The organism is Hymenobacter sp. YIM 151858-1 (genome assembly GCF_025979705.1).
GTDB lineage: Bacteria > Bacteroidota > Bacteroidia > Cytophagales > Hymenobacteraceae > Solirubrum.
Genome location: NZ_CP110136.1, coordinates 1,800,181 through 1,825,869 on the forward strand (window position 1 = coordinate 1,800,181; position 25,689 = coordinate 1,825,869).

27 protein-coding genes are annotated in these 25,689 nt (G+C 63.0%); 9 read left to right on the top strand and 18 right to left on the bottom strand.

The window, feature by feature from the left end; genetic code table 11:
* Positions 1 to 11: 11 nt before the first annotated feature.
* A complete protein-coding gene (locus tag OIS50_RS08030; protein ID WP_264693793.1) occupies positions 12 to 836 on the bottom strand; it encodes an outer membrane beta-barrel protein in 825 nt (274 codons plus the stop codon).
* A gap of 335 nt (positions 837 to 1,171) precedes the next feature.
* Between OIS50_RS08030 and OIS50_RS08035 the strand changes: the two genes are divergently transcribed.
* Together OIS50_RS08035 and OIS50_RS08040 are read left to right on the top strand one after the other, a co-directional pair.
* Positions 1,172 to 1,759: a hypothetical protein gene (locus OIS50_RS08035; RefSeq protein ID WP_264693794.1), complete on the top strand. Its 588-nt coding sequence runs from the start codon at positions 1,172 to 1,174 to the stop codon at positions 1,757 to 1,759.
* 284 nt (positions 1,760 to 2,043) lie between these two features.
* On the top strand, positions 2,044 to 3,567 hold the full coding sequence (locus OIS50_RS08040) for a malate:quinone oxidoreductase (protein WP_264693795.1): 1,524 nt from the start codon (positions 2,044 to 2,046) through the stop codon (positions 3,565 to 3,567).
* 86 nt (positions 3,568 to 3,653) lie between these two features.
* Here OIS50_RS08040 and OIS50_RS08045 read toward each other — a convergent pair whose 3' ends face one another.
* The 4 genes from OIS50_RS08045 to OIS50_RS08060 all read right to left on the bottom strand — a co-directional run bounded on the left by OIS50_RS08045 (position 3,654) and on the right by OIS50_RS08060 (position 7,090).
* Positions 3,654 to 4,082 (bottom strand): BLUF domain-containing protein, encoded by a 429-nt coding sequence (locus OIS50_RS08045; protein WP_264693796.1) that lies wholly within the window; start codon positions 4,080 to 4,082, stop codon positions 3,654 to 3,656.
* 165 nt (positions 4,083 to 4,247) lie between these two features.
* Complete coding sequence (gene ctlX / locus OIS50_RS08050) at positions 4,248 to 5,168, bottom strand: citrulline utilization hydrolase CtlX (protein WP_264693797.1); 921 nt, start codon at positions 5,166 to 5,168, stop codon at positions 4,248 to 4,250.
* A gap of 15 nt (positions 5,169 to 5,183) precedes the next feature.
* The gene (locus OIS50_RS08055) at positions 5,184 to 5,990 is read right to left on the bottom strand and encodes a class I SAM-dependent methyltransferase (RefSeq protein ID WP_264693798.1); all 807 of its coding nucleotides are present in this window, start codon (positions 5,988 to 5,990) and stop codon (positions 5,184 to 5,186) included.
* 446 nt (positions 5,991 to 6,436) lie between these two features.
* On the bottom strand, positions 6,437 to 7,090 hold the full coding sequence (locus OIS50_RS08060) for a class I SAM-dependent methyltransferase (protein ID WP_264693799.1): 654 nt from the start codon (positions 7,088 to 7,090) through the stop codon (positions 6,437 to 6,439).
* A 314-nt stretch (positions 7,091 to 7,404) separates the two neighbouring features.
* Here OIS50_RS08060 and OIS50_RS08065 point away from each other — a divergent pair, with 314 nt between their 5' ends.
* A complete protein-coding gene (locus OIS50_RS08065; RefSeq protein WP_264693800.1) occupies positions 7,405 to 7,956 on the top strand; it encodes a GNAT family N-acetyltransferase in 552 nt (183 codons plus the stop codon).
* Between the two features lie 108 nt (positions 7,957 to 8,064).
* On the opposite strand, the gene OIS50_RS08070 is transcribed toward OIS50_RS08065, so the two are convergent.
* The gene (locus OIS50_RS08070; RefSeq protein ID WP_264693801.1) at positions 8,065 to 8,907 is read right to left on the bottom strand and encodes a hypothetical protein; all 843 of its coding nucleotides are present in this window, start codon (positions 8,905 to 8,907) and stop codon (positions 8,065 to 8,067) included.
* 125 nt (positions 8,908 to 9,032) lie between these two features.
* A complete protein-coding gene (locus OIS50_RS08075) occupies positions 9,033 to 9,470 on the bottom strand; it encodes a hypothetical protein (protein WP_264693802.1) in 438 nt (145 codons plus the stop codon).
* A 205-nt stretch (positions 9,471 to 9,675) separates the two neighbouring features.
* Between OIS50_RS08075 and OIS50_RS08080 the strand changes: the two genes are divergently transcribed.
* Entirely contained in the window at positions 9,676 to 10,392 is a 717-nt protein-coding gene (locus OIS50_RS08080) for a 3-ketoacyl-ACP reductase (RefSeq protein WP_264693803.1), read from the top strand.
* Between the two features lie 98 nt (positions 10,393 to 10,490).
* On the opposite strand, the gene OIS50_RS08085 is transcribed toward OIS50_RS08080, so the two are convergent.
* A complete protein-coding gene (locus tag OIS50_RS08085; RefSeq protein ID WP_264693804.1) occupies positions 10,491 to 10,688 on the bottom strand; it encodes a cold-shock protein in 198 nt (65 codons plus the stop codon).
* A 478-nt stretch (positions 10,689 to 11,166) separates the two neighbouring features.
* On the opposite strand from OIS50_RS08085, the gene OIS50_RS08090 reads away from it, so the two are divergent.
* Entirely contained in the window at positions 11,167 to 12,096 is a 930-nt protein-coding gene (locus tag OIS50_RS08090; protein ID WP_264693805.1) for an NmrA family NAD(P)-binding protein, read from the top strand.
* 20 nt (positions 12,097 to 12,116) lie between these two features.
* Here the strand turns inward: OIS50_RS08090 and OIS50_RS08095 are convergent, their stop codons facing one another.
* On the bottom strand, positions 12,117 to 12,548 hold the full coding sequence (locus OIS50_RS08095; protein WP_264693806.1) for a hypothetical protein: 432 nt from the start codon (positions 12,546 to 12,548) through the stop codon (positions 12,117 to 12,119).
* A 370-nt stretch (positions 12,549 to 12,918) separates the two neighbouring features.
* Here OIS50_RS08095 and OIS50_RS08100 point away from each other — a divergent pair, with 370 nt between their 5' ends.
* The gene (locus tag OIS50_RS08100; protein ID WP_264693807.1) at positions 12,919 to 13,458 is read left to right on the top strand and encodes a hypothetical protein; all 540 of its coding nucleotides are present in this window, start codon (positions 12,919 to 12,921) and stop codon (positions 13,456 to 13,458) included.
* An 83-nt stretch (positions 13,459 to 13,541) separates the two neighbouring features.
* Here the strand turns inward: OIS50_RS08100 and OIS50_RS08105 are convergent, their stop codons facing one another.
* The 4 genes from OIS50_RS08105 to hutU all read right to left on the bottom strand — a co-directional run bounded on the left by OIS50_RS08105 (position 13,542) and on the right by hutU (position 17,591).
* On the bottom strand, positions 13,542 to 14,168 hold the full coding sequence (locus OIS50_RS08105) for a succinate dehydrogenase/fumarate reductase transmembrane subunit (RefSeq protein WP_264693808.1): 627 nt from the start codon (positions 14,166 to 14,168) through the stop codon (positions 13,542 to 13,544).
* 294 nt (positions 14,169 to 14,462) lie between these two features.
* Positions 14,463 to 15,230: an NADPH-dependent F420 reductase gene (locus OIS50_RS08110; RefSeq protein WP_264693809.1), complete on the bottom strand. Its 768-nt coding sequence runs from the start codon at positions 15,228 to 15,230 to the stop codon at positions 14,463 to 14,465.
* A gap of 199 nt (positions 15,231 to 15,429) precedes the next feature.
* Positions 15,430 to 15,747 (bottom strand): DUF3592 domain-containing protein, encoded by a 318-nt coding sequence (locus OIS50_RS08115; protein WP_264693810.1) that lies wholly within the window; start codon positions 15,745 to 15,747, stop codon positions 15,430 to 15,432.
* A 71-nt stretch (positions 15,748 to 15,818) separates the two neighbouring features.
* On the bottom strand, positions 15,819 to 17,591 hold the full coding sequence (gene hutU / locus OIS50_RS08120) for a urocanate hydratase (protein WP_264693811.1): 1,773 nt from the start codon (positions 17,589 to 17,591) through the stop codon (positions 15,819 to 15,821).
* A 357-nt stretch (positions 17,592 to 17,948) separates the two neighbouring features.
* On the opposite strand from hutU, the gene OIS50_RS08125 reads away from it, so the two are divergent.
* From OIS50_RS08125 to OIS50_RS08135, 3 genes are all read left to right on the top strand, one after another.
* A complete protein-coding gene (locus OIS50_RS08125) occupies positions 17,949 to 18,410 on the top strand; it encodes a hypothetical protein (protein WP_264693812.1) in 462 nt (153 codons plus the stop codon).
* A gap of 312 nt (positions 18,411 to 18,722) precedes the next feature.
* Positions 18,723 to 19,040: a hypothetical protein gene (locus tag OIS50_RS08130; RefSeq protein WP_264693813.1), complete on the top strand. Its 318-nt coding sequence runs from the start codon at positions 18,723 to 18,725 to the stop codon at positions 19,038 to 19,040.
* Positions 19,041 to 19,231: 191 nt separating this feature from the next.
* The gene (locus OIS50_RS08135; RefSeq protein ID WP_264693814.1) at positions 19,232 to 20,251 is read left to right on the top strand and encodes an MBL fold metallo-hydrolase; all 1,020 of its coding nucleotides are present in this window, start codon (positions 19,232 to 19,234) and stop codon (positions 20,249 to 20,251) included.
* A 235-nt stretch (positions 20,252 to 20,486) separates the two neighbouring features.
* On the opposite strand, the gene OIS50_RS08140 is transcribed toward OIS50_RS08135, so the two are convergent.
* The 5 genes from OIS50_RS08140 to OIS50_RS08160 form a co-directional block, all read right to left on the bottom strand.
* Positions 20,487 to 21,320 (bottom strand): DUF4097 family beta strand repeat-containing protein, encoded by an 834-nt coding sequence (locus tag OIS50_RS08140; RefSeq protein ID WP_264693815.1) that lies wholly within the window; start codon positions 21,318 to 21,320, stop codon positions 20,487 to 20,489.
* 101 nt (positions 21,321 to 21,421) lie between these two features.
* A complete protein-coding gene (locus OIS50_RS08145) occupies positions 21,422 to 22,189 on the bottom strand; it encodes a LytR/AlgR family response regulator transcription factor (RefSeq protein ID WP_264693816.1) in 768 nt (255 codons plus the stop codon).
* Positions 22,190 to 22,210: 21 nt separating this feature from the next.
* Positions 22,211 to 23,374, bottom strand: a complete 1,164-nt coding sequence (locus OIS50_RS08150) for a sensor histidine kinase (RefSeq protein WP_264693817.1) — start codon at positions 23,372 to 23,374, stop codon at positions 22,211 to 22,213.
* 32 nt (positions 23,375 to 23,406) lie between these two features.
* On the bottom strand, positions 23,407 to 24,555 hold the full coding sequence (locus OIS50_RS08155) for a TlpA disulfide reductase family protein (protein ID WP_264693818.1): 1,149 nt from the start codon (positions 24,553 to 24,555) through the stop codon (positions 23,407 to 23,409).
* Positions 24,556 to 24,686: 131 nt separating this feature from the next.
* Positions 24,687 to 25,595, bottom strand: coding sequence for an arginase family protein (locus OIS50_RS08160; RefSeq protein ID WP_264693819.1), 909 nt, complete (start codon positions 25,593 to 25,595; stop codon positions 24,687 to 24,689).
* Positions 25,596 to 25,689 lie beyond the last annotated feature (94 nt).

A 25,689-nucleotide genomic window follows, 5' to 3' on the forward strand; every position in this document is an offset into this window, starting at 1 on the left:
CGGCCCCGGCGTTACTTCAGCCAGTGGGTTGCGCTCAGGCCCAAACTGATTAATTGTACCCGCGTCGGGGTAAGCGGTTTCTCTTGATAACTGCCCCATTCTTGCACGTTGCGCGTATCCACAATACTGCCTAGCGTGGAGCCCCACTGCAAGCTGAGTTCGTTTTGCGCGCTTAAACGATAGAACACGCCTGCATTGCTAACCCAACTAAGCGTCTTCAGGTAAGGCTCATTCACTGTTTCATACTGGCTGAAAATGACTACGCTGGAATTGTTATTAAGCCGGGCGTTTTTGTAGTGAATGCGCGTCTTACGGCGCAGCGTGAGGCGCGGCCCGGCGCCCAGCATAAAGCCCCAATGCTCGTTTAAATAGTAACGGGCCTGTACCGGTAGCTCCAGTACCATGGGTTGGTAGTGGTAGTCGGTAGGATTCAGTTGGCGGCGGCTCACCGCCCATCGCCGATCAATTACCGAGGCTCCAATAGGTATCACAAGTTGCTCCGTTCCCGAGGTAGGATCGTAAATCTCGCGCACAACGTAGGGCTGGTAGGCGCCCCGCAGCTCGGCACCAAATTGCCAGCGCTGTCGCCAGGCATAATCCACTATTAGAGAAATGCTTGCTCCTGCCCGGGCTTTGCCTTCATAGCGGTAATCACTGCTCAGCTCCGCGTATCGCCCTGTGGGTCTACCGTTCCTGTCAACGAGTTGCACCCTTGGCAGCACTTGATTGGTGAGCGGCACATTAAGTAGGCCGCCAACTTGCACCCCTAGACGCCAGCTTTGGGCATGTACTGGCGCTGTAATTAATATGCAGATAGATAGTAGCAAATACTTCATAGTGGGCGCAAGATATACTGTTAACCCTTCGGTCAAGCTGCCACCGCCCCGCTAATACGCCTGGATGCCTTAGGCAGAGGTTTTTCATTACGACCTGCTGAACCACCTGTTGGCTGCGGCCCGAAATCCGGTCGTTAGTTTTTTGAATGAATGCCTCATTTTCGGTGCTTAAGGCCAAGCGTCGCACTTCGGAGTTGTAAAGGTCGGCCTCCTGCTCGCCGTTCGCCATACCCTGGGTGTGGGGCGCTTCGGGGGCCTGCGGCACCAATCTTGTTCGTTTCGCATTGCGTATCTTGTGGGTGCCAACCGGCTCGGCTTCCCTACCCCGCTGCCTTATGAAATTTCGCTTTTTCGTTGCCCTAGGTGCCCTGCTGCTTTCGGCCGGTGCAATAATGGCGCAAGATGTCCAAGAGGCACCTTCGCTGGGTTTGCGCACGCCGCTGGTGTCGTACAATCTGCAGGCCGGCGCCTCGTTTGCGGGCCGCTACGGCTCGGCTACTTACCTCAGCCCGCAGGCCAATTTTCAGGTGAGCAACCGCCTCACGCTGTTTGCGGGCGGCACGTTTATGCGCTTTATGCCGGGCGCGGCCCACTACCCCGCCACTACCGAGGGCGGCGCGCCGCGCGCCAGCCTGCGCAACGGCACCAACCGCTACCTGCTCTACGGCGGCGGCACCTACGCCCTCAGCCCCCGCCTGGCCCTAACCGGCAGCGCCTGGAAAGACCTGACGCCCGGCTTGCCCAACCTGGGCGCGGCTGTCAACCCCTACTCGGGCTTCGGCAACCTAGGGCAGGGCGTAAACCTGCGCGCCGACTACAAACTCACCGAGAACATTTCGGTGTCGGGTGGGGTGCGCGTGGTGCAGGGCGCTTCGTCGGCGCCGGGGCTCAACCCCATGCTTTATTCGCCCGTGGGGTACTAGCCCCGCCCTCCTGATACTCAGCGCAAAAGCCAAGCCCGGAAATTCTCCGGGCTTTTTCTTTGTTTGATGCTCTACATTTGCGGCCCGAAAAGGTGCTGTTGGGGGCTGTGGGCGCATGCTACGGCCCGCGTGGCCGGTTGCTGCATTGGCTAAACGCGCGCTAAGCCACGGCGGCCGGCCCGGGTGGGCGGCCTTCTGGCGTGCAGCCCCGTACGAGTTTGCAGCCCCAACCAAATACCTTTTTGCGTGTTGCACGTATTCTGCAAGGCTTTCCCCAACGCCTCATGACATCTATAGATAACTCCTCCGAACAATCCCTCGACGTAGTGCTCATTGGGGCCGGCATCATGAGTGCCACCCTGGGCATGATGCTCAAGGAGCTGCAGCCCGAGCTGAGCATTGCCGTGGTGGAACGCCTCGACGTGGCCGCGGCCGAAAGCTCCGACGCCTGGAACAACGCCGGCACTGGCCACTCGGCCTTTTGCGAGCTGAACTACACCCCCGAAAAGGCCGATGGCTCCATCGACACGAGCAAGGCCATCAAGATTGCCGACCAGTTCGAGCAGTCGAAGCAGTTTTGGGCTTTCCTGGCCGAGAAATACCAGGTAAAAGAGCTCAGCCGCTTCATCAACCACATTCCGCACCTCAGCTTTGTGTGGGGCGACGACAACGTGAACTTCCTGCGCAAGCGCCACGCGGCCCTCACCCAGTCGCCGCTTTTTAAGGGCATGAGCTACTCCGAAGACCGCGAGCAGCTGCTGAAGTGGATGCCGCTGGTGATGGAAGGCCGCGACCCCAACCAGAAGGTAGCCGCTACCTGCATGGATATGGGCACCGACGTAAACTTCGGTTCGCTCACGCGCGGCATGTTCCATTTGCTGCAGGAGAAGCCCAACGTGGCGTTTCACTTCAACAAAGAGGTAAGCAAAATCCGCCGCAAAGACGACGGCTCGTGGCGCATCAAGGCCAAAGACCTCGCCACCGGCGACACCCTGAAGCTGCGCGCCCGCTTCGTATTCATTGGCGCGGGCGGTGGCTCGTTGCCGCTGCTTATCAGCTCGGGCATTCCGGAGGCGGCCGGCTTTGGCGGCTTCCCGGTAAGCGGCCAGTGGCTGAAGTGCGTAAACCCCGAGGTAATTGAGCGCCACCAGGCTAAGGTGTACGGCAAGGCCGAGGTAGGCTCGCCGCCCATGTCGGTACCGCACCTGGATACGCGCATGATCAACGGCAAGCGCGAGCTGCTGTTTGGCCCCTACGCCGGCTTCACCACCAAGTTCCTGAAGAAAGGCTCGTTCCTGGATTTGCCGCTGAGCATTAAGCTCAGCAACATGCGCCCCATGATCATTGCCGGCCTCAAGAACATCCCGCTCACGCGCTACCTCATCGACCAGGTGCGCCAGTCGCCCGAAGACCGCTTTGCCTCGCTGAAGCAGTACCTGCCCGAAGCCCGCTTCGAGGATTGGGAGCTGGAAATTGCCGGCCAGCGCGTGCAGGTTATCAAGAAAGACAAGAAGGCGGGCGGCGTACTCGAGTTCGGCACCGAGGTAGTGGCCGCTTCCGATGGCTCCATTGCCGCCCTGCTGGGTGCCTCGCCGGGCGCCTCCACGGCCGTAAGCATCATGGTGGGGCTGATTGAGCGCTGCTTCCCGGAGCAAGCCCGCACGCCCGAGTGGCAGGCCAAGTTCAAGGAGATGATTCCGTCGTACGGCGTGTCGCTGCACGACAACCCCCAACTGGTGGAGGAAATCCGCGAGTATACGGGCCGCGTGCTGCACCTGATGGCCGCCGAGCCCACCGAGGCCCGGTAAGCCGCCTAGGTACAACCCCAACAAACAGGGCCGCCTACTAACGGGCGGCCCTGTTTTGCTATGGGCGGGATGCGGCACCTAGGCCGCTAGAGGCGGGGTTGCTCGTCTTCCACAAACGATTTAATCAGGCAAAGCAGCGGCTCATCAATCCTGGCGCGCGTGGGAGCCGGCAGCTGTTTTTGCCGCGCCTCCACCCCCGACATCACCTGCTGAAAGTCATGATCGGGCAGGTCCTGAAAACCCATCGTCCAGTCCGAAAACATGCGGTGCTCAATGGGGCCGTCGGCCAGCGTCAGCACGTTGGTGTGGCGCACATCCTGCCGGATGGTTTCGTAGAGCCCCTGCACTGCCGGCTCTTCCCCTTCCAGTATCTGCAGGATGTTGCCGTAGCTGTAGAGCAGCAGGCCCGTAATGCCCAGCCCGCGGTTTTTGCGGCGCGATTTTTCAAGCATCACGTGCAGGGCTTCCGCCGACAGGGGCTGCACGGCGGTGCTTTGGTATACGATGTGGTGCATAGTCGTAACCTGTGCTGAAGGTGGCCGCCGCAGGCCCCGCAGCTACTTGCTACGCCCTGCCGCCGTTGCCCGCCGGGGCATGACACTTCAATTTGCCAATCCGCACACATTAAAGCAAATTAAGGCCAGCCTAAATACCCGGCCGAGCCCCAGCCTGCGGTACGGCTACCGGCGGGGCAGGTATACCTCGGCCAACATGCAGCGGGCACTGCCGCCGCCAATGGTTTCGATGGTGGGAATGGCCAGCGGCACCAGCTGGCAGTAGCGCTGCAGCAGCTCGCGCTGCGCCTGCGTAAGGGCCGCCTCCGCCTGCCCCGAAAGCACCAGCAAGGCCTTGCCGCTGTCCGACTCCAGCGCGAGCATGTTGCCGGCAAACTGCGCCACCTGCGCCTGGCTGATTTCGACCAGCTCGTGGCCGGTGCTGCGCAGGACTTCGGCTACGGCAGCGCGTTCGGCAGGGTCAGTAATACTTTCGAGGCACACCACGGCAAACTGCGGGCCCACGCACATCATCACGTTGGTGTGGTAAATAGCCTGGCCTTGCGCATCGTGGGCATGAAAAGCCACCGTGCGGTACCCCAGCATTGCGGCCACGTGGCCTAGCAACGCCGCATCGGTGCGGGGCGAGAGGCAGGCGTAGGCCACGCGGTTGCGGTGGTCGAACACGATGCTGCCCGTGCCCTCGAGGTACTGCCCCAGGTTTTCGTGGGCCGATAAGTCGATGACCTCGCGCACCTCGAACTGCCTGTTCAAGCCCGCCAGAATGTCCGGGCGGCGCTCGGTGCGGCGGTTGGGCGTGCACATGGGGTACAGCACGGCGCGGCCATCGGGGTGCAGCGTAAGCCAGTTGTTCGGGAACACGGCATCGGGCTTGGCGGGCTCGGCGGTATCGTCGAACACCAGCACCTCCACCCCGTGGGCGCGCAGCGTGGCCACGGCCGCCTCAAACTCGGCCTGGGCCTGCCGCTGCACTTGCTCGGGCCCCAGGTGGGTGCCGGCTTGCTGAAAAGAATTGGAAGCGGCGGTTTCGGCGTTGAAGCCAAACCGGGCCGGACGAACAACAAATACGGTACGGGCTGCCTGCATGCGCCCAAAGGTAGGCTACGGCCTGGTTGCCACCACCGCGTACACCAACGGCGCTTTATCACCCAGGGGCCCGATGTGGTAGCGGCCTTCGCCGGCGGGCACCGCGTGGGCAAAGCAGGCATAGGGCGAGTAGTCGTATTCCGAGAAGTGCGTGAGCCGCAGCCCTTGCCCCAGCAGGCTGCCGATTACCTCGCTCAGGCTGTGGTTCCAGGTAATGGCTTGGTGCTCGATGGGCGCTTCCGGATTGGCATAGGTGCCGGTTTCGGTTTCCTCGATGGCGCCGGTGTTGAAGTAGCTGTACTGCACGCGTTGGAAATCGTTGTCGAACATCCAGACCACCGGGTGAAACTCCACCAGCACCAGCTGGCCGCCCGGCTTGAGGTAGCGCGCCACCACCTCGGCCCAACGCCCGAGGTCGGGCAGCCAGCCGAGTACGCCGTAGCTCGTAAACACCACATCAAACGGCGGCTCGGCGGGCAGGTGCTGCGGCAGCGCGTACACATCGGCGCACACAAACTCGGCCGAGAGCCCTAGGTCCGTATTCAGCCGCCGGGCGGCGGCAATGGCTTCGTCGGATAAATCGACGCCGGTTACCTGCGCCCCCAGCCGCGCCAGCGACAACGAATCCTGCCCGAAATGGCATTGCAGGTGCAGCACGCGCTGGCCCGCCACGTCGCCCAGCAGCGCCAGCTCGATGCCGTTCAGCGACGATTTACCGGCCCGAAAACCCGCCACGTCGTAAAACGCCGAGGCCAGGTGGTGCTCGGTGCGGGCGTTCCAGAGGGCGCGGTTGAGCGCGAGGTAAGTATTGGCGTTTTCCATGGGTGGCAGTGGCAGGTGGGCGGCTTGGCCCCAGCCCGGCGCAGCAATATCGTCGGAAATCTATTTATCCACAGCTATCCACATGAAAATGTGGACAATACAGTTAGCTGCACCCAGCCCTGGTGCAGCAACCGGGGCGGTTATCGGCTCGGTGCCCAGGCCCGGCTCAGCGCATGCAAATGATAACAAAGTGTTAACAGTCAGCAAGATGCATATAGCAAAGGATAGCCGTATCTTCTGAAAGTGCTGGAACGCAAGTGCCGCTCGTTGCCAGCCCGCCACCTGCAGGCAAGTCGGCGCTGCCACAAGGTTTTGATTATCAGGCCATGTATTCCTCACGCAAGTACGAACGGGCCGTAAAGCGCAACGATTTTGTGCTCTACCTCATCATGAGCGCGGCTGCGGCCTGCGCCCTGCTCTATGCCATGTCGGTGCACACCTAGCACCTAGGACTGGGGCGCGGCGCCGGCCCGGCCCACCACGGCAAACAACGGATCGGATAATGCGCGCGGGGCGGGGCTGCGGTCGAGCAGCTCGATGCCGTGCCAGTTGCCGGCGGCTTGCAGGTATTGCCCTACCAGCTGCAGGTGACCCTGGTCGCTGAGCTGGTGCCAGGCGGCAACGGCTTTGGTCGGGAAGCAGCGGTTGGAGAAGGTAATAACCAGCGGCGCGCCCGGTTGCAGCACGCGGCCCAGCTCCTGCATTACCGCCACGGGCTGCGTCAGGTAATCAACCGATACGCAAATGGCCGCGCCCGCAAACTCGCCGTCGGCGAAGGGCAGTTGGGGCTGTTGGTTTAAATCCTGCACCACGTAGGCGTGCAGGCGGGGGTTGGCTTGCAGCTCGGCCTCGTTCATGCCCAGGCCCACCACGCGCCCGTACGGCACCTCGGGCGGCAGGTGGCTTACCCAGCTGCTCATCAGATCGAGCAAGGCGCTGCCGGGCGCAAAATACTCGCGGTACAGCTGCGTAACGGCCGCAATGGCCCCGTCGTCGATGTGCTTTACAAAGCGCGGCTGCCGGTAAAACTCGGCATCGGGCGCTTCGTCAATTCGCCGGAAGGCATTAGCGGAAAAAGGCTGGCTGGGGTTCGTGCTCATGGGCTGGGCGGCTGCTGTTGCAACAACGGCAACCAAGCCGCCAGGTTCGGCGCGGGGGCCCTGGCGCTGCGGGCCCGGCGTTGGGGCAGTGCCGGGGCCCTAGGTGATTTGCGGCGCGGGGGCCTCCGTAGTGCGCCGCAGCCACGCCGTAGTGTTACTGAATTTGCGCTGAAAAACACCTAAAAGCCGGTTTTTGCCCGTACCGCCAAGCACCCGGCCGCGTAGGCAAGCAGGCAGCGGCAGGTGGGCCAAACCACGTGCGGCTGCGCTTTTCGCCCGGTTTCCTACCCTTTCTTGCTCAGGCCCTGTTGCCAATGATCGAACTGCAGCCGTTCACCGAAGCCGACTTTCCGCAGCTGATTTCCTGGATTGACAACGAGCGGCTGCTCAAGGAATGGTCGGGCGCTTTGTTTTCCTTCCCGCTTACGCCCGAAAAACTGACTTGGTACATCGAGGGCGCCAACGACCCGCATAGCTCTGATGCATTTGTGTTCAAGGCCGTGGATACCCGCTCCGGGCAAGTGGTGGGGCACATTTCGCTGGGCAGCCTAAGCCCAAGCAACCAATCGGCCCGCATTACCCGCGTACTGGTGGGCAACACCGCCTCGCGGGGCCGCGGTTTTTGCGCCGCCATGATGAAAGCCACCCTGCAGTTTGGCTTCGAAACCTTGGGGCTGCACCGCATCAGCTTGGGCGTGTACAGCTTCAACGAAGCTGCTATTCGCTGTTACCAGCGCTGCGGCCTCCACCGCGAGGGCACCCTGCGCGATGTGGTGCGCTACGGCAGCGAGTACTGGTCGTTGGTGGAGATGAGCATGCTGGCCCCGGAGTGGCAGAAACAAAAGGCCCCTGCCCCGGTGGCTTAAGCAGCGGAAAGCGTGGCTAGGGCTGCGCCCCAGCGCATGGCCCTAGGTGGGTAAGTGCTGGCTTGCCCAAAGGGCAGGCCGGCAAGCAGGCTCTATTAGTTACCGGCGTTAAGGGTTGATCTGCAGGGCGTTTTTGCGCATCCAGCCGCGCGAGGTTACGCCCTGCCAGTTGGTAAACGTTACGTACACGGCCTCGCCCTGCTCCTCGCCCAGGCGCACCTTGTCGCCGCGCACGCAATGGGCCTTGCGGCGGTCGGTGAGGTCGGGCGAGTTGTAGAAATACGAACGCTCGGCCGCCACTACGGCCCGTCCCGCGCCGGTGGGTTGTTCGCGGGGCTGCCTGGGTTGCCTGGGCTGCTCGCTGGCAGCGGGCTCCAGCTCGTAGCTGTAGGGCTCCTCCGCCGCGGCGGGCGCAGGCGGCGGCGTGGGCTGCTGGCGTTGGGTGTTTCGGGGGGCGGCCGCTACGGCGGGCTTGCGGGCCAGGCGCCCTAGGTCGTCGAGCTTCAGCCAGCCGGCAGCCGAGGCGCCGTTGGGCTGCTTGAAGCTGGTTTTTACGTAGCGGTTCACCTCGTCGTCGGCATACAGCACGTCGCCGCGCAGCAGGTAGCGGCCGTTGGGCTTCTCGGCCCGCGGCGCATCGAAGAAGTAGGCGCGCTCGGCCACCACCCGGAACCAGTTGCCCGGCCCGGCCTGCTGGTCGTTGCGGGCGTAGTCGTCGTCGGCGGTGGTGGGGAGCGGGCGGGCCGGGGCTGCTTCGCGCTCGGTTGCGGCGGCCGGGGTGCCCTGCCCGGCCGTGCGTGGCTTATCGTCGGAGCAGGCACCGGCAAGCAGCAACACGCACAGGCCCGCGGCCAGCTGGTTGCGGCCCCGGGCCCTGGCAGGGCCGCCGCCCGGCTTGGCTTGCCGGGTGGCGGTTGCTGCTGCGTTGGTAGGAGGCGGATGTGGCATCATGGGTACGTATCGGAAGCCGGGACAAACCCGTGTTTCTGGTACGTACGCAAGCCGGCCGCTCCGAGTGGTGCCCGGGCACCGGAGGCGGCCCGGCACCTAGGGCTTGTGGTGCGGGGTTTTCGCGCTCAGCCCCTGGCCTGAGGTGCCGAAGCAGACCGCTTGCCGGCGGGGCTGCCGAGGGCAAGCCGCAGGCTAAACACGGCCAGCAGCAGGGTTATGGGCGTAAAAAAAGCCTTTTCGAAGCTATTGACGGACAGCAAATTGCCAACCGTGTTCAGCAAAAACAGGCCAACCATCAGCCACCACGCGCCCTGCACCACCCTTGGGTGTATGCCGAGTTTCAGCCAGCCAACCCGCTCGGCCACCACGGCCCACATCAGCAGGTTGATGGCAACGGAAACCGACTCGAGCACCAGCAGCTGCTGCGGGTCTTTTTTGCCGCCGCCCCACACGATATCGGCCGGCACCAGCCCGGCCAGCACCAACCCATGAAATACCAGCGCCAGGCTGACGATAAGCAGCATGCCGTAGGCCGCTACGCGTTCGGAGAGCAAGGTTTTCAAGGCAGTGAGTTTGGGAATGAGGAGCGGCAGGCAGCCCGCTGCGAAGTAAGCAGCCCGTTGCCAATAAACCACCGCGCCGCGGCCAACTTGCGTAAGCGCTGAAGACCGGGCCGCCACCCGGCTCCTATGCTTATGGCCGGCCGGCGCAACCTAGGGCGCGGTGCCTGGTTATACACCTCATCTTTTCATTACTCCGATCAACCCCATGGAATCACTCACCGGGAAAGTAGCCCTCGTAACCGGCGCCGGCAAAGGCATTGGCCGGGCAGTAGCCGTAGCGCTGGCCAAAGAAGGCGCCCACGTGGGCCTGCTGGCCCGCACCGAAACCCAACTGCAGGAGGTGGCCCGCGAAATTGCCGCCCTGGGCGGAAAAGCCGCCGTGGTTGCGGCCGATGTAGCCGACCGCCTTGCCGTGGAAGCCGCCGTGGAGCAGGTACGCCAGCAGCTCGGGCCCATCGATATCCTCATCAACAACGCGGGCATCGGCACGTTTGCCAAGCTGCTCGACATGCCCGTGGAGGAATGGGAGCGGATTATTCAGGTGAACCTGCTGGGCACTTACTACACCACGCGCGCCGCGCTGCCCGATATGGTTGCGCGCCAGGCCGGCGACATCATCAACGTGGCCTCTACGGCGGGGCAGCGCGGCGCGGCCACCACCAGCGCCTACAGCGCCTCCAAGTTTGCGGTGCTGGGCTTCACCGAGTCGCTGATGCAGGAGGTGCGCAAGCAAAACATCCGCGTTTCGGCCCTCACGCCCAGCACCGTAGCCACCGAGCTGGCCATCAGCAACAACCTCACCGACGGCAACCCCGAGCGCGTGATGCAGCCCGACGACCTGGCCGAGTTCATCATCGCGCAGCTCAAGCTCAACCGCCGCATCTTCATCAAAGAGGCCGGCATGTGGTCGACGAACCCCTAGGTGCCGCGGGCCGCAGCACCGCCGGCGGCAAGCGCCGGGCACAACAAAAAAGGAGCCCCCGGTTGGGGGCTCCTTTTTACTTCGGCAAGCGAGGGAGCTTACAGCTGAGCGCGACGCACCTTTACGGCGTTCAGGCCCTTGCGGCCTTGCTCTACCTCAAACTGTACCGTGTCGTTGTCGCGGATTTCGTCGATCAGACCGGTTACGTGGACGAAGATGTCCTGACCAGTGGCGGCGTCGTTGATGAAACCAAAGCCTTTGGTTTCATTGAAGAATTTTACGGTTCCTGTTGACATGATGCTTTAGGAAATGGATGAAAAGAAAGCAACTGGCAACGGAACACTACTTGGATTCTGCAAGCGAATGATGGTAGGTGACACGAGGCAACTTGCCTTAAACACTGTAAACGTAAGCCTTTTATTTGGACTGGCTAGCGAAAACTATCCGTACCAAGGGTGGCAGCGTTGTACGGGGAGCTAACCAGCCCCTGCTTTCTTAAGTTCAAAACGCGCTTGATTAATGGAAAACATTGCCCCTGGCCCCCTGTAAACAAGGTTTCGGCGCCTGGCAGCTAACGGCCCGATGCACCGGCAATATTTTCCGCGGCCCGCAATAAATATGCGTACGCACCTGCCGGGCTACGTGGCCAAGGTGCGCCCGGCGGGCAACTTTCGGAAGGGTTTGCGGTATTACGTCCACGTTCGGGCGCTGGCTGCGGGGCATTAGTTGCCGCCGAAGCCAGGCCCGCCGCTCCTCCTGCTACCTCCTCCTCTGATGGCTACTTCGGCTTCTTCTGCTCCCGATTCCGCATCACCTGTTGTTGTGCTGGCCGGCGCCACCGGCGCCCTAGGTCGGCGCATTGCCTACCACCTGCAGCAGCGCGGGGCCACGGTGCGCGCCCTGGTGCGCGAGGGCAGCGGTGCCAAACCCGAAGCCGCGGAGCTGCGGCAGCTGGGCGCCGAGGTGCACGAGGTAAACTACGGCAGCGTGGCCCAAGTGGCCCGGGTGTGCGCCGGAGCCGGCTGCGTGGTGTCGGCCCTGTCGGGGTTGCGCGAGGTAATCGTGGACACGCAACGCCTCTTGTTGCTGGCCGCGGTGGAGGCCGGCGTGCCGCGCTTTATTCCTTCGGATTACTGCATCGATTACACCAAGCTACCCGCGGGCTCCAACCGCAACCTCGATCTGCGGCGCGAGTTCGGCCAGCGGCTCGATAAAGCGCCTATTCGGGCCACCTCCGTGCTCAACGGCATGTTCACGGATTTGCTTACCCGCCAGGCACCGGTAATCCTGTTCGGCCCGCGGCGGGTGCTGTACTGGGGCAACCCCGACCAGCCCCTCGACTTCACCGCCCTCGACGACACCGCCGCCTACACCGCCGCGGCCGCCCTCGATGCCGCCGCCCCTAGGTACCTGCGCGTGGCCGGCGAGGTGGCCAGCATCCGGGGGCTGCAAGCGGCCGCCGCCGCCGCCACGGGCCACGAGTTTAAGCTGCTGCGCGCCGGTAGCCTGGGTGCCTTCGAGGTACTTACCAAGCTTACGCGCGCCCTCACGCCCAACAACGGCGAGGTGTTTCCGGCGTGGCAGGGTATGCAATACCTGCACAACATGTTCAGCGGCCTGCCCAAGCTGGCGCCCCTGGATAACCAGCGCTACCCCGACATCCGGCCCGCCACGGTGCGCGAGGTGCTGGCCGCCCGCCAATAGCTGCCGCCGCTGCCCGGCACCTAGGGCAACAATTGCCAGCTGAAGCTTACCCCTTTGGCCGCGTCGGTGCGCATATCTGGGTAGGTTGGCTTGGCCGGTTCGGGCCGGGTGTAGGGCTGCCGCGAGCCGTCGGGCGCCACTACCGTGAGGTTGGCGTAGGGCACAAACACGTAAATCCGGTCGCTGGGCCTAGCCGCGCGCACCCAAGCCGATAGGTCGACATTGGGTTTGTAGGCCCGGATGGCCGGCAACACGGGGCGGCCGGCGCGCATCAGCGTCAGCTCGGCGTACTGGCATTGGTAGCGCAACTTGTCGGCACAAGCCGGGTCCGAGCTCAGTTGCAGCCTCACCGCCGGAGCCATGGCGGCGCCCGTAGCCGTTATGGTTTCGCCGTTGCGCACTACCGATACCACGGGTTTGGGGCATTCGGACTGCGCTTGCGCTCCGGACACAGCGGCTAGCAACAGCAACGGGAGGAATAGCTTTGGCGGCATCAGGTAACAAGGACTATTAGTAGAAATAAAGCATTTACGCCTGGCCCTTCAGCAACGGCGCAGCCTGACAACGCAACATAGCGGTTTCCGGTGCTTAAGCCCAACGGTAACGCGTGCCAGAGTGGCGGTGGACAACCGGAAGTTTGGTTGCAACCTTCGACCCAACCACAACTTTTTTCGTATTCACTTTGCATCACAAAGTTCTTTCTGTTACTTCGCATCAACAACGTTACTGCCGCCTAGGGCCTGCTGCCTTGCCCGCGTACCTGGGCTAAGCATTTGCCTGTCTGACGCTTCACTGCATTTCAACCGCCAACCCCCTACTCCCATGACCTTGCGCATCAAAAACATTGCTGGCACCGCGCTGGTAACTGCACTCCTTCTGCTGATTCCGTTTGGGGCCATGAAGCTCGGCACGGGCGTGAATTGGTCCGGGTTCGATTTCGCCCTCGTAGGCACCCTGATTTTCATTACCGGCCTCGTGGGCCAGCTGCTGGTTAGCCAACGGGGCACGCTCCTCTACCGCCTGGCCGGCGTGCTTGCCGTTGCCGCCGGATTTTGCTCGCTGTTCGTGAACCTGGCCGTGGGCATTATAGGGGGCGGCCCCAACGCGGCCAACCTGCTGTTTGCGGCGGTATTCGCCACGGCGTTCATCGGCTCGGCGCGGGCGCGCCTGCAGCCGCGCGGCATGGCCCACACCATGTTTGCGGCGGCGCTGGTGCAGTTCCTGGTGCCGGTAATTGCGCTGCTCATCTGGCGCTCCGAGCCGATGGACCTGCACGGCATGGCCGGCAACCTGCTGTTTGTGGCCATGTGGGCGGGCTCGGGCTGGCTCTACCGCGAGGCCAGCAAGCTGCGCACCGCCTAGGTCAAATGCTACCTCTCTCGGTTCGGTGGCTCCCGCGTTGGGGCAGGCATTAAGCTTGGTACCAGCGCAGGAGCTGCTCGCCTCTAGCGGCCCAACGCCCGTTGGTACGGTGCTGGTATGGGCAGACCTTGCAAGCGGTTCGTCATGGCAAACAGGATCAGCAGTGCCACTGCCACGCCTACGCCACCAATGCCCAGCGCTTGCCTACGCGCGTTTGCCTCGCCCCATAGCGCAACGCCTTTCTGATAGTGCAGGCTTGCTACGTGCAGGAATATGGCCACCACGGCCAGAAAATAGTAAGGCACGAAAAACAAGCTGAACGGAAAGGTGTTGATGCCCGCCGCCGCGAAATACAGGTTGGTATCGAGCCCTAGGTAAAGCCGCCCACCAAGCACAGCGGCAGTATGCACCAGCAGAAAAAAAGCCAGGTACAAGCCGGAGTAAACCTGAATGCGCTCCGCCCACCGCCGCTCCGGCTGCTTGCGGCTTCGCCAATACAGTGCCGCGCCCGTTACGATTTGCCCCGCAACAGCCAGCAGCAAGGCCGTTTCTACCACCGGGTTTCGGTAAAAGCTGCGGAGCATAGCCATGGTTTTGAGATGCGCCTCGGCACTCCCTAGCGCTACCAGGTGATTGGCCAGGTGAATAAAGACGAAAACGGCTAACAACAGGCCCGTCCAGTAATGATAAGTTTTGATAGGTAGCGGCATCAAACAGGGCAACTAGTACGCAGCAATATTAGCCCAATTAGATATAGTCCTGGCATTTGATATGGCAGCAGATTTCTCGCTTGCCTTATTGCCTGGGCTTGTGCGAGGTATTTAACCCTAGCTGCTTTCCCATTCTCCCTGTAACGACCAACGCCGCCCCAGTTACCTAGGGCGGCGTTTAAAGTTTTGCTGCTGAGGCGGAAGCGCGGTTGCCCCCTCCGCTTCATCATATCAGGCACAAGCCGCAAGCTCGCGCCTGTTGATAACGACGCTAGCGATAGGCAATTACGGCTGCTAAAGCCTGATGCCCTGCGAAGCTATTGCTTGTTCCTGCTTGGCATGGTTGGCCCTGAACTCTGCGTGCTGAGCCTCGGAGCGTTCCGTCCCTAGGTCATTCAGGTACTCGCGCAGCTTGTCGGCGGGCTTGTATTCGCCATAAGCCGGGGTGCCGGGCTGGTACCGCCACGAGGCGTGCAGGTTGCCCCCATCTACGGCATCGAAGCCCAGCTCCTCCACCAGGGCCATTACCTTTTGCTTGGCGGCGGCATCGTCGGAGGCTACGGGCAGGGCAATGCGCCCGGGGGCGCCGGCGGGCAGCCCCTTCGTTACGATGTGCTCGGCGTGGATATTATTGAACACCTTCACCACCGGGCGCCCTAGGTGCTGCTGCACCCACTCGCTTTCGGTGAGACTGCCGCTTTCCAGCTCCGGAATCTGGCCGTCGCGCAGCAGCGGGTAGTAATTGCACGTGTCGATAACGGGCACCTCGGCCGGCACACCCGCGAACAGGTCTTTGGGCAGGTCGGGTATGTTTTTCAGCGGAATCGTCACCACGATCAGGTCGGTGCCGCGCCGGGCCGCTTCCTCGGCCGTTACGGGTGTAGCACCGGTTTTCTGGGCCACGTCTTTCAGCGTCTCGGGGCCGCGGGAGTTGGCGATGTATACCTTATGACCTAGGCCGGTAAGCCGCTCGCCCAGGGCGCTGCCGATGTGGCCTGCGCCGATGATTCCGATGTTCATGGTTGGGGTTGTTTGGTTCGCGCGCCGGCGAGGTGCCGGCACAAGTAGTTAAACAGCTACGGCAGCAGAATGCTTTTTATAGACAACCGGTTGCCCGGATTAGCTTGCTTATAACCAATGCTGGCATATGACCATGCCTTGCTAGCTCATGTCGGCGTGCTATCCGTTGCTGTGCCACCTGAGATGCCCTAGTTGGCACAACTACTTAGGGAGTTGCACACGATTTATGTCAGGTAGATTCTTAGCTCAGAATTTCGAAATCAAGAGGGTTGGCTTCATTGTAAACAACGTTCACAACAGCTCCCTTCCTATACGCCGGAACAAGGGTTGCCACGCCGTTTTTATCCTCCGCTTCTACAATCTTCCCTGTATTAGTTTCGAATCGAACGATGGGTCTAATGACCGATATACGACCTATATCCAACTTATTACCAATGATTACTCCTTTGGTTCTCGCTCCAGCTTCACGCAATCTTCGAGAATGTTGTTCCCCTCGTACCACTGCCCAAATAAACAGAGCTAAGAAGGCAATAATTGGTACTACTACTTGCCAATTCATAAGATACCACAAGAAAGCAGGCGCAAACTTAGGGAGGTGTTTACGCCTGCTTTCGATTGTTTTGATCCAATCTACTCCCGCCCCGGAATCTTCACCCCGCGCTCCTCGGCTACCTGCTGGGCCAGCTCATAACCCGCATCGGCGTGGCGGAAGACGCCCATGCCGGGGTCGGTGGTGAGCACGCGGCGCAGGCGCTCGGCTTTTTCGGGGGTGCCGGTGGCCACGATGACCATGCCCGCGTGGGTGCTGTTGCCGATGCCCACGCCGCCGCCGTTGTGCAGACTCACCCAGTCGGCGCCGGAGGCGCAGTTGGCCAGGGCGTTGAGCAGGGGCCAGTCGGCTACGGCGTCGGAGCCGTCCTTCATGCCTTCGGTTTCGCGGTTGGGCGAGGCCACGGAGCCGCAGTCGAGGTGGTCGCGGCCGATGACGATGGGCGCTTTCACTTCGCCGCGGGCCACAAGTTCGTTGATGACCAGTCCGAACTTCTCCCGCTCGCCGTAGCCCAGCCAGCACACGCGGGCGGGCAACCCGATGAAGGGCACCTTGGCCTGGGCCTTCTCAATCCAGCGGCGCAGCATCTGGTTGTCGGGGAAGGTTTCTAGCAGGGCACGGTCGATGCGCAGGATGTCCTGCGGATCGCCGCTGAGGGCGGCCCAGCGGAACGGGCCTTTGCCCTCGCAGAACAACGGCCGGATGTAGCCGGGCACAAACCCGGGGTACAGAAACTGGCCGTTTTCGTCGCGCACCTGCAGGCCGCCTTTTTCGGCCTGGCCGCGCAGGTTGTTGCCGTAGTCGAGGGCCACTGCCCCGCCGGCCTGCATATCAATAATGGCCTGGCAGTGCTTTACAATGGCTTGCAGGGCCTGGCGCTTGAACTCCTCGGGGTTTTGCTCGCGCAGCTGCAGCACCTCCGCAATGTCGCCTTCGGGGATGTAGTCCATCAGGTCGTGGGCCGAGGTTTGGTCGGTTACCACCTCGGGACGCCAGCCGCGGCACACCAGCTCGGGCAGCACGGTGGCAGCGTTGCCCGTCAGGCCAATGCTCCAGCCCTGGCGCGCCTGCTTGTACTGCTCGCACAGCGCGAGGGCGTGCTCCAGGTCGCGGGCTTGCTCGTCCACGTAGCCTTCGCGCACCTTCTGCTTCACGCGGGCGTCGATGGGCTCGATAACCAAGCACACGCCGTCGTTCATGGTTACGGCCAGGGGCTGCGCGCCGCTCATGCCGCCCAGGCCGGCCGTTACGGTGACGGTGCCGGCCAGCGTGCCCGAGAAGTGCTTATCGGCCACGGCGGCAAAGGTTTCGTAGGTGCCCTGCAAGATGCCCTGGGTGGCAATGTAAATCCAGGAGCCGGCGGTCATCTGCCCGTACATCATCAGGCCCTGGCGGTCGAGCTCGTCGAAGTACTCCTGGGTGCTCCAGGCGGGTACCAGGTTGCTGTTGGCAATGAGCACCCTAGGGGCGTGCGGCCAGGTGCGGATTACGCCCACCGCCTTGCCCGACTGCACCAGCATGGTTTCGTCGGGCGCGAGGTTTTTTAGGGTGCTGACGATGGTTTGGTACTCCTTCCAGTTGCGGGCGGCACGGCCGGCGCCGCCGTACACAATCAGCTCGTCGTACACCAGCGAAACGGCCGGGTCGAGGTTGTTTTCGAGCATGCGCAGGGCGGCTTCGGCTTCCCAGGTTTTGCAGCGCAGCGTGGTGCCGTGCTGGGCGCGCACGGTTTCAGTAGGCTTGTACTCGTAGTACATCGGCCGCTTGGCCGTGGGTTGCGGGGCGTTGGCGTCGTCGGCGGCGCTGGTGGCTTCGAGGTTGAGCTCGGGGGTTTCGAGAGCGGAGTTTGGCATGGCGGGTGGGCGAATGGCAGGCTTGGGGTGGAGCGGCAAGATAGGGTTTTGGCTGCTTGCCCAAACACCCGTTGCCTACGCCCCGCGCAGCCCTAGGTGGGTTTTGCCTGGCCAAGCGCAGGCAGCCAGCATCGGGAAAGCAGGCGCAGCTCTTTCCTGAAAGCAGACAAAACCGGCCGCAAGCTCGACATTAGTTAAGTGCTATTGCACCCGGCGTATTGTCGAGATTGTTCAACATTGTCGAAATTTTATTATAAAATTCAGGTTACCTCACTCCCAAATCAGTATAAAGCCCTTGCAGACCATCCGGTGGGCGGTTTGCGGCACTTCATATATTACCCTTTACAACCAATCACCATGAAAAAGGCACTTTTTTTAGCACTGGCGGCAGCTTCGTTCACTTTCGCCTCGTGTGGCGGCAATCAGGAAAGCGGCGCTGAAGGCGGCGGTACGGGCAGCGGCGCCGGCACCGAGGCCTCGGGTGGCGGCACCGGCTCGATGGATCAGTCGGGTGGCATGGGCAGCGACACCAGCGGCATGGGCGGCTCGGGCACCGGCGACATGGGTACCGGCAGCGGCATGGGCACGGGCTCGACGGGCGGCGCCTCCACGGCTGGCGGCGCTACCACGGGCGGCTCTACGGCTGGTGGCACCACCACGGCCAGCACCACCGGCGGCTCTACCATGGGCTCTACTACCGGCACTACGGCCGGGGGCTCCACTACGGGCGGCAGCACTGCCGGCGGCACCACGGCCGGCGGCTCAACCGCTGGCGGCGGCATGGGCACTACCGGCACCGGCGGCACCACGGGCCGCTAGTGGCCCCTCCCCTGTTTCACTATCCAAAGCCTCCCGCGTTGCGGGGGGCTTTGTTGTTTTAGCCCCGCTCCCCAGGTCGTGCATCAGGGTTGACAGCCATGCAGGCATGTATGTGTGAGGCAGCAACTTACGCAGCTATTGCAAGCGAGCAATGAAGCAGCCTTTGCCGCTATATAGCAGAAATATCATCCTTGGCTAAGTTCAAGCTTGGAAACTACTTGCGCTGTGCCTTTACTTGCGCCCCGCTTGCCCCTGATGTACCGGCGGGCCGAAAGTTTTCTTATCAATCTTCACCATTCACCTACCCCTAACATGAAAAAAGTACTGTTCCTGGCTCTGGCCGCCGCTTCGTTCGCCTTCGCTTCGTGCGGCAACCAGCAGGAATCCGGTGCCGGCGCTGAAGGTGCCACCACCGAAACCACCGCTACCGACTCGACGACCGTAACCGACATGGGCGGCGGCGAAGCCGGTGCCACGGCCGATTCGGCCGGCACCGCTGGCGGCACCACTACCGCTACCGGCACCGCCACCACCGGCACCACCGCTGCTGGCACCACGGCCGCTGGCGCCGTAACTACGGGCGGCGGCACGGGTGCAGCTGGCACCACCGGCACCACTACCGGCCAGTAAGCACCAGCTTACATGGTTAAGTTGAAGCCCTCCGCCACCGCGGAGGGCTTTTTTGTTGCCTAGGTGCAAGGGGGCCAAGCAGGTGTGGCAGCGGCTGCCCCTAGGTGCGGCGGACGAATAATCGGCAAGCAGCCCCTACTTAGCCGCGCCGGTTTGCGTACTGTCTGTATCATTCACCAACCGATGCTGCAATGAACAAGGTAGCCGCTGGCGTACACCAGCTCCAGATTCAACGTTTTGTGAACGTGTATTTTGTAGAAGTTGGCTTAGCCGGCGAATGGGTGCTGGTTGATACCGGGCTGCCCGGTTCGGCCAAGGCCATTATTGCGGCGGCCGACCAGCTGTTTTACCCCGGCACCCACCCGCAGGCCATTTTGCTCACCCACGGCCACATGGACCACGCCGGCTCGGCGCGCGAGCTGGCCGAGCACTGGAAAGTGCCGGTGCTGGCGCACCCGCTCGAGCTGCCCTTCTTGCAAGGCCGCGCCGTGTACCCGCCCGCCGACCCCACCGTCGACAAAGGCGGCTCGCTGGCGTTTGTGGCGCGGTTTTTCCCGCCGCAGTCGTTTCAGCTGAGCGACGTGGTGCAGGCCCTGCCCATGCAGGATAACAGCGTGCCCTACCTGCCGGAGTGGCGCTGGCTGCACGTGCCCGGCCACGCACCCGGGCAGGTGGCGTTGTTCCGCGAGTCGGACCGCACGTTGCTGGGCGCCGATGCCTTTGCCACGGCCAACCACGAGTCGGTGCCGGCGTTGCTGATGCAGGTGCCCAAAATAAGCGTGGCGGGCGCACCCTTCAACTACAACTGGCAGCAGGTGCAGCAATCGGTGCAGTTGCTGGCCTCGCTGCAACCGCAGGCGGTGGGCTGCGGGCACGGCCCCGTCATCAGTGGCCCCGAAGCCGCCGCGGGCTTGCTGGCCTTGGCCAACAACTTCCCGATGCCCTTGCACGGCCGCTACGTGGCGCAACCCGCCGTAGCCGACGCCGACGGTGTGCAGTACCTGCCGCCCGCCCCGGCCGACACGCTTCCGCAAAAGGCAGCCTTGGTAGGCGCGGGCGCTGCGCTGGCCCTAGGTGCGCTGGCTTTGCTTGGCCGCCGGCGCAAGGCCAAGAACCGCAAGCGGCGCGGCGGCAAACGCCCGATTGGCCTCACTACGCTTCCGCCCGAGCTCGATTCGAGCGCCTACGGGTATAAGGAGTACCGCCTATAGCGGCTCACGGTGTAGCGCGGAAATCCGTTGGCTACGCCGACCTTCGGTTCCACGACGCGCCAATGGCGCGTATCCGGTACCGCGCCGAAAGGTATCGTATCAATACATACGCGCCTTCAGCGCGTCGCGGAACCGTAGGTCGGCGTAGCCAACGGATTTCCGCGCTACAATACTAACAAAGGCCGGGGCTGCGCTGCAGCCCCAGCCTTACTTGTTTAAGCGAGCAGAAAGTTGGCTATTTGCCGGCGCGGCTCACGGTTACGCCGCCGTTGGTGGTTATGGCCTTTACGGGAGCACCGCCCTTACCTAGGGCCACCGATACCTCGCGGCCAATGGTGCCTTGCACTTTGGTGGGGAAATCGGTGCTGATGGGGCCGCGCTGGGTGCTGGTGAATAACTGCGCCGAGTAGTCGGCGGGTACCTGCCACGAAATGCCGCCGTTGGTGGTGGCCACATCGAGGCCGGCTCCCTCCCACTTGCTGCCGGTGAGGTTGATGTTCAGGCCGCCGTTTTGGGTGCGGCCTTTCAGGTCGCCGCCGCTGCCGGTAATGCTTACGCCGCCGTTGTGGGCCTCGAAGCTCACCGGACCTTGCACGTTTTCGAGGCTGATGCCGCCGTTGTGGGTGGTAAGGGCCAGCGCCTGCTTACGCGGTACGAAGATTTCGTAGCTCACGGCATAGCCGCCGTTGCTCATGGCGTAGCCCGAGTTGCTGCCGCTGCCATCGGGGCCGGCGCCGCGCAGGGTGTTGCCCTCGGTGCTGATTTTTACTTGCTGGGCGGTGGTTTTGGCGGTGGCCTCGTCGCGGCCCCAGGCTTGCACTTTGGCCCGCACCCGAATTTCGCTGCCGTCGTAGCCTTTCACCGAGATGCCGCCGTTGCGCAGGCCATCAACCGTCAGCTTTTCGCCCTTGGTGGCGGGCAGGGTAAAGTCGCGGGTTTCGCAGTAGCGCTTTTGCTCCGAGTTGCCCCACTTGCCCTCCTGGCAGGTAGAGGTAAAGGCCGGCACCGTTTGGGCGTGGGCAACCACGGCGGCGGAGCTGAGCAGCAGGGCAGCTAGTACGTGTTTCATAGCTTCAGAAAGGCAATTTGGTTGAGATGTGCAGCTCACTGACGAAAGCCAAATAGCAAAGGCTGCAGATACAACGAAATTTTTCGTACTTCTTGTATTAGCTACCCAAGCAAGGGCCGCAAAGCATCAGCATACGAGCGACTTACGCGCACTACCTTTCCGCCCTCGAGCGTGGCATAGTAGCCCCCGCTGCCGTCGCGCTCCAGCTCTGCTACGGCGTTTAGGGCCACTAGCACCGAGCGGTGAATGCGCAGAAAACGCTGCGGATCAAGCCGGTTCTGCAGGGCCGTAATGCCTAGGTTGCTGAGGTGCTGGCCGGTGGTGGTATGCAGGGTAGCGTAGTCGCCGGCAGCCTCAACCCACCGAATAGTTTCGACGGGCACGGCCACCAGCCGTGCCCCTTGCGGCACAAACAACCTAGGCGGAAAAGCGGCCGGTGCGGCAGGCGCCGGCATGGTGGTGCGCGCATCCTCGAGGCGCTGCAACAGGCGTTGCAGGTTGGCATCGGGGGCATCGGCGGCGGTGTGCTGCAGCACGCGCTCCACGGCCCGCCGAAACCGGGTGCGGTCGTAGGGCTTCAGCAGGTAGTCGAGGGCGCCGGCCTCGAAGGCACCTAGGGCGTACTGATCGTAGGCGGTGGAGAAAACTACCCGCGGCACCTGCTCGAGCCGCCCGAGCACCTCGAAGCCGTTGAGGCCGGGCATCTGAATATCCAAAAACACCAGCTCGGGCTGCAGCTGGGCAATGCTTTCCACGGCGGCAAGCCCATCGGCGCACTCGCCCACGATGCGCACCTGCGGAAAATCGGCCAGGTACTGGCGCACGATGGTGCGGGCGGGCGCTTCGTCGTCGATGATGAGCGTGGTCATGCAAGCAGTGAGTTTGGCAGGCTAGATCGGCAGCACAAACGACACCACCAAGCCGTGCGGCTGGTTGCCCTCGATGTGCAGGCCGGGGCTACCTAGGGCCAGTAGGCGCTGGTGGGTGGTGCGCAGCCCCACGCCTTGCGCCGAGCTGAGCAGCGTTGCCGCCGTGCAACCGGCGGGCAGGCCCACGCCGGTGTCGGCCACCGTGACTTTGAGCTGATTGCTGCCTAGGTACTGGGCGGCCACGTGCACCGCACCACCCTGCAAGGCCGGGGCCAGGCCGTGGCGCACGGCATTTTCTACCAACGGTTGCACGAGCATGGGCGGCACGGGCACCGCGAGCAGGCTTTCATCTACCTCAAAACTTACCCGCAGCCGATTGCCAAAACGGGCTTGCTCCAGCTCGAGGTAGCTCTGCAAAAACTGCAGCTCATCGCCCAGGGGCAGTTGCTCGTGCCGCGAGGCATCGAGGGCAAAGCGGAAGGTGTGGGCCAGGCGCACAATCAGCTCGCGGGTACCTTCCAGCTCGGGCGGCACCGAGGCGCTGATGGAGTTGAGCGTGTTGAAAAGGAAGTGCGGATTGATTTGGGCCTTGAGCGCGGCCATCTGGCTGGCGTGGGCCTGCGCCTGCAGCTGTTGGTTAAGCAAGTTGTGGTGGCGCAGCTGCTGAATGAAGCGGTGCACGTGCAGCACGCCAAACTGCACCCCGTAAAACAGCGCCGGAATGTATACATCCCACACGCGCCCGTTGCCGCTCATGGTAGCTTCGCCCAACCAGTTCAGCAGCCCGTAGTAGCTCACAAACCACGTTCCTACCCACAGCGGCCACACCACTGCGTGCGCCAGCAGCTTAAGCGGCCAAGAGGCGCGCTCGAGGGGCGTCCGGAAAAACAGCCACCACACGGGCAGCGTCCAGAGGGCTTTGAGCGGGTAGTCGAACAACAGCACCCGGCGCAGGTAATTGGCAAAGGCATCGGGCTGCACCTCCTGCGCGGTGTAGGCGATGGTGCCGGCATACAACACCGCAAACCCTACGTAAAAGCCTGCCATGGCCAGCAGTCCGCGCCACGTAAGGCGAGCGGGCTGCTCGGGCGTAAGCGGCAGTGCGCCCGGGTGCGCGGCGGCCGTTGCGGGTGGTGCCCAGGCCGGGGGTGCGGGGGCAGGCGGGGTAAGCAAATCCACTTCCATGAGGGGGCAGCGGTTGGCGGTGTTGGCGTAAGTTACGGAAACAGCTTCGCCAGCTTTTCTTCCAGCTGTTTGCCGCGCAAGTCTTTGCCTACTATGCGCCCTTCGGGGTCGAGCAGCACCGTAAGCGGAATGGCGCGGGCATCATACGCCTCGGCGCTGGGGCTGCTGAAGCCTTGCAGGTCGGATACCTGAATCCAGGGCAGCTGATCGGCGTCAACGGCCTTCAGCCACTTCTCGCGCGAGTCGTCGAGCGACACGGCGTAAACTTCAAACCCTCGCGGCTGGTACTGCCGATACAGCTTTACCATGGCAGGGTTCTCTTGGCGGCAGGGCTTGCACCAGGAGGCCCAAAAATCGATGAGCACATAGCGGCCGCGCAGCGAGGATAAGGCAACAGGCTGCCCATTGGGCCCGGGCAAGCTGAGCTCCGGGGCGGGCTTGCCAACGGCCGTAGCTTGCCGGGCCCGCTGCCGACCTAGGAGCACCTGCGTGTAGCGCGAGTTGGGCAGCGCCGCGGCAAAGTGGTTGGTAAGCGAATCGAGCAGGGCCTCTTCGCGCGAATACCCGCTTAGGTCGACGGTGGCGTAGGCGGCCACAAAGGAGGTTGGGTGTTGCGTTATCAGCTGCTTCGTTCCCACGATTCGCTCGCTCCAGGCATCGTTCCAGGGGCCGGAGCGCTGCTCGCCTTGTTTGATGAGTTCCTGCGTACGTTGCCGGTGCCCCCGCATTACCTCCTGAAAACGCTGCAACACCTGCGCATCGGCAGTGCCGCTTTGCTGCGAAGTGCTGGTCAGTTGGTTGACATCGGCAGTCAGCAACACCCGGGCGGTATTATCGAGGGCAACGGGCACGGGTTCGGCTTTGGGACCAACCAGCAGCGTGTACACAGCTGGCTCGGCTACTTGCCCGCGCAAAGCAAAACGCCCGGCAGCGTCGGTGCTGGTCGAGTCGAGGCGGCGCCACGCCGGATCGGTACCGTCGGCCAACACAATGCGCGTGCCTTCGGTGGCATTGCTAAGCTGCCCTTGCACCTCGAACTGGGTAGGGCCGCTGCTGACGCTTGCCGTTGGCGCTGCTTGGCGCTGGCAAGCGCCTGCACCTAGGGCAATTACCAGAAGTACCGCGGGAACAAGTAGCAGGTACCGAAACCAAATGGGCAGGGTTAAGCGGGCAGAAAGCATGGCCGTTGCAGGGTGGGTTCGGCGCTAACCTACCCAAGGCGTTTGCGGCCGCCCAATGCTTATCGGCGAGTGGCAGCCACGGCCGGCGAATGGTGTGCAGCGGCGCTCGGGCGCGCAGCACCACCGGCGCCCTAGGTCCTCGAAGCGAGGCCCGTGAGGTAGGCCGTGACGAGGGTTGCCGCCAGCCGCGCCGTCTGGAAGTCGCGGTCGAACACGGGATTGAATTCTACCACCTCAAACAAGCGCACCTCGGCGTGGCGGCCGGCTTCAAAGGCGGCTTCCACGGCTTGCCTCGGCGTGAGGCCATCGGCGCTGGGGGCGCTTACGGCCGGGGCAAACGCCTGGGCCACGGCATCGGTATCGAAGCTTACAAAGGCCGCACCCGCGGCAGCCGCGCGGCGTACAGCTCGCTCCATGTACAAGGCCATGCCATCTTTCTGCACGTGCGCCAAGGGCACAATGGTAGCCTGCTGCTGGTGCAGAAACTCGATGTCTTCGTACGTATTGAGGTTGGAGTGCAGGCCGATTTCGGTGAAGCGCGGGCCCGCCACAAACCCTTCGCGCAGCAACTTGCCGAAGGGCGTACCGCTGCCTAGGTCGGCGCGGTCTTTCACATCGGCGTGGGCATCCACGTTCACTCCGCCCAGGGCCTGGCTACCGGCGGCATCGTAGAGGCCCCGTACGGTGCTGTAAGTGCCATCGTGCGAGCCGCCGAGCACCACCACGCGCGGGTACTGGCGCAGCAGCTCGGCCACCCGCTCCCGGATGCGCCGGTGGTGCGCGGCGTGGTCGTACGGCTGGGAGCCCGCAATGTCGCCGGCATCGGCAATGCGCAGGCCGTCGAGGCGCACGTTGTGCTCGAGGTTGTAGGTTTTGTGGTAGCGCCGCAGCTCGCGCCGGATGGCCGCCGGCGCGCCCACGGCCCCGGCCCTGCCGCCCTCGAGCACGGTGCCGTGGTCGAGGGGCAGGCCCACTAGGCACACGTCGGCTTCGGGCAGCTCGGCGGCGGGGCGAATCAGTTCGCGCAGAAACGTGGGCATGGCGTTCGGTTGTCAGTTGTCAGTGGTGAGTTGTGAGGCTTCGTTGAACGTGCAGGATTGATGAGGTGCACATTGCCCCGCTGAAAGCTAACAG